Below are 2154 nucleotides of genomic sequence, written 5' to 3'. Positions count from 1 at the left end.
GGGCTGACCGAGGCCGACCGGGCCGACGCTGCCGCCGACGCCGTCGCCTTCAAGGAGCTCGAGGGTGTCGACGGCGCGATCAGCGGCCCGTTCCCCTCCGAGGACGGCGAGGCGCTCCAGACCATCATCAACTTCAACCTGGGCGCCGACGGCTGGAACAAGATGCCTGACATCGTCGAGGAGATCCGCGACATCGCGGACACCGACGGCGTCGCGGTCCATGTCGCAGGTGCCGGTGGCCAGGCTGCCGACGCCGTGGAGGCGTTCGGTGGCCTCGACGGCCGGCTGCTCTACTCGGCGCTGGGCGTCGTCATCCTGATCCTGCTCGTGGTCTACCGCAGCGCCTACCTGTGGCTCTTCCCGATCATCTCGGCGGTCGTCGGTCTGGTCGCCGCCATGGGACTCGTCTACTTCCTCGCCAAGTCTGACGTCATCACCGTCAACGGCCAGAGCCAGGCGATCCTCAGCATCCTCTGCATCGGCGCCGGCACCGACTACGCACTGCTGCTCGTCGCGCGCTACCGCGAGGAGCTCCGCAACTACGAGGACCGCCACGAGGCGATGGCGCACGCCCTGCACCGGGCGGCGCCGGCGATCCTCGCGAGCGCTGCGACCGTCATCCTCGGCATGCTCTGCCTGACCTTCGCCGAGATGAGCTCGACGGCCGGCATGGGTCCGGTCGTGGCCGTCGGCGTCGCGGTGACCTACCTGGTGATGGTCACCTTGCTGCCGGCGCTGCTGGTCATCGCGGGCCGTTGGGTCTTCGGGCCGGAGAACGGCCGGCTGGGCCGCTGGTGCCTGGCGACGGGCCTCAGCCTGCCGGCCGGGCTGCTGCTCGCAGGCATCGGTGGTGGCGGCGTCTTCCTCGCGGCGGTCGTCTTCGACGGCGTGGTGGCCGGCTACGTCGGAGCGCCGTTCGCGCTCGTCGCGCTGGTCGGTGCCGCTGCTGCGGTGACCACGCCGCTCGCCTTCATCCAGGCCGGGCTCGTCAAGGGGCTTGGTTGGCACATGCGGCCCGACCTCGGCTCGGCGGAGCCGACCCAGTCGGGCATGTGGTCCAAGGTCGGTGCCTGGATCGCCACGAAGCCGCGCAAGGTCTGGATCGTCACGACCGCGCTGCTCGCGATCGCCTGCCTCGGCCTCTTCCGGCTCGATGCCAACGGCCTGTCGACCGAGGACACCTACACGAAGGAGTTCGACTCCATCAAGGGCGCCAAGGTGCTTGCGGCGCACGAGATGGTCGACCAGTCCAACACCCTCCTCGTCGTCGCGAACGCCGACCACCTCCCCGCGGTGGCCACCGCGCTGGAGGGTGTCGACGGCATCGCCGACCAGGAGCTGCCCGACGGCTCGACCGCCAAGGTGGTCCCGCTCGGCCAGCCCCAGGACGGCATCGGTGCTCTGAGCGTCGTGATCAACGCCGACGTCTCCTCGCAGGCGGCGTTCGATGTCGTCGAGGACGCCCGCACGGCGGTCCATGCCGTCGACGGGGCGGGCGCGCTGGTGACGGGTGGCTCGGCGATCTACCTCGACACCAAGGTCGCCTCACAGCGCGACAACAAGGTGATCATCCCGCTGGTGCTCGCCGTGGTCCTGCTCGTGCTGGTCGCCCTGCTCCGGGCGCTCGCCGCTCCGCTGATCCTGCTCGGCACGGTCATCTTGTCGTTCGGTGCGGCGCTGGGCATCTCGGTGCTGCTCTTCGAGTACGTCTTCGGCTTCGCCGGGGCAGACGCGGGCTTCCCGCTCTTCGCCTTCGTCTTCCTCGTGGCTCTGGGCATCGACTACAACATCTTCCTGATGACCCGGGTCCGGGAGGAGTCGGCCGTCCACGGCACGCGCAAGGGCGCCCTGATCGGCCTGACCTCGACGGGAGGAGTGATCACCTCCGCGGGCATCGTGCTGGCCGCGACGTTCATCGTCCTCGGCACACTGCCGCTCGTCTTCCTCGCGGAGATGGGCATCGCGGTCGCGCTCGGCGTCATGCTCGACACGATGATCGTCCGGTCGATCCTGGTCACCGCGCTCAACCTGGACCTGGGCGACAGGATCTGGTGGCCGAGCAGGCTGGGTCAGGGCAAGTCCGACCCGGATGACGCGCGCGAGCTGGTCAACGCCTGATCACCCGTCGGCCCGCTGCCTCGCGCCCGTGCGAGG

General features: G+C 69.8%; 1 protein-coding gene. It reads left to right on the top strand.

The features are described from left to right. On the top strand, nt 1–2118 hold a 2118-nt coding region (locus VLF38_RS14140; protein ID WP_325271882.1), incomplete at its 5' end, for an MMPL family transporter. Nucleotides 2119–2154 lie beyond the last annotated feature (36 nt).

Source organism: Nocardioides sp. (assembly GCF_035481145.1).
Lineage (GTDB): Bacteria > Actinomycetota > Actinomycetes > Propionibacteriales > Nocardioidaceae > Nocardioides.
The sequence above is the reverse complement of the archived record's forward strand: the minus strand, read 5'-3'. Positions and strand labels throughout refer to the sequence as shown.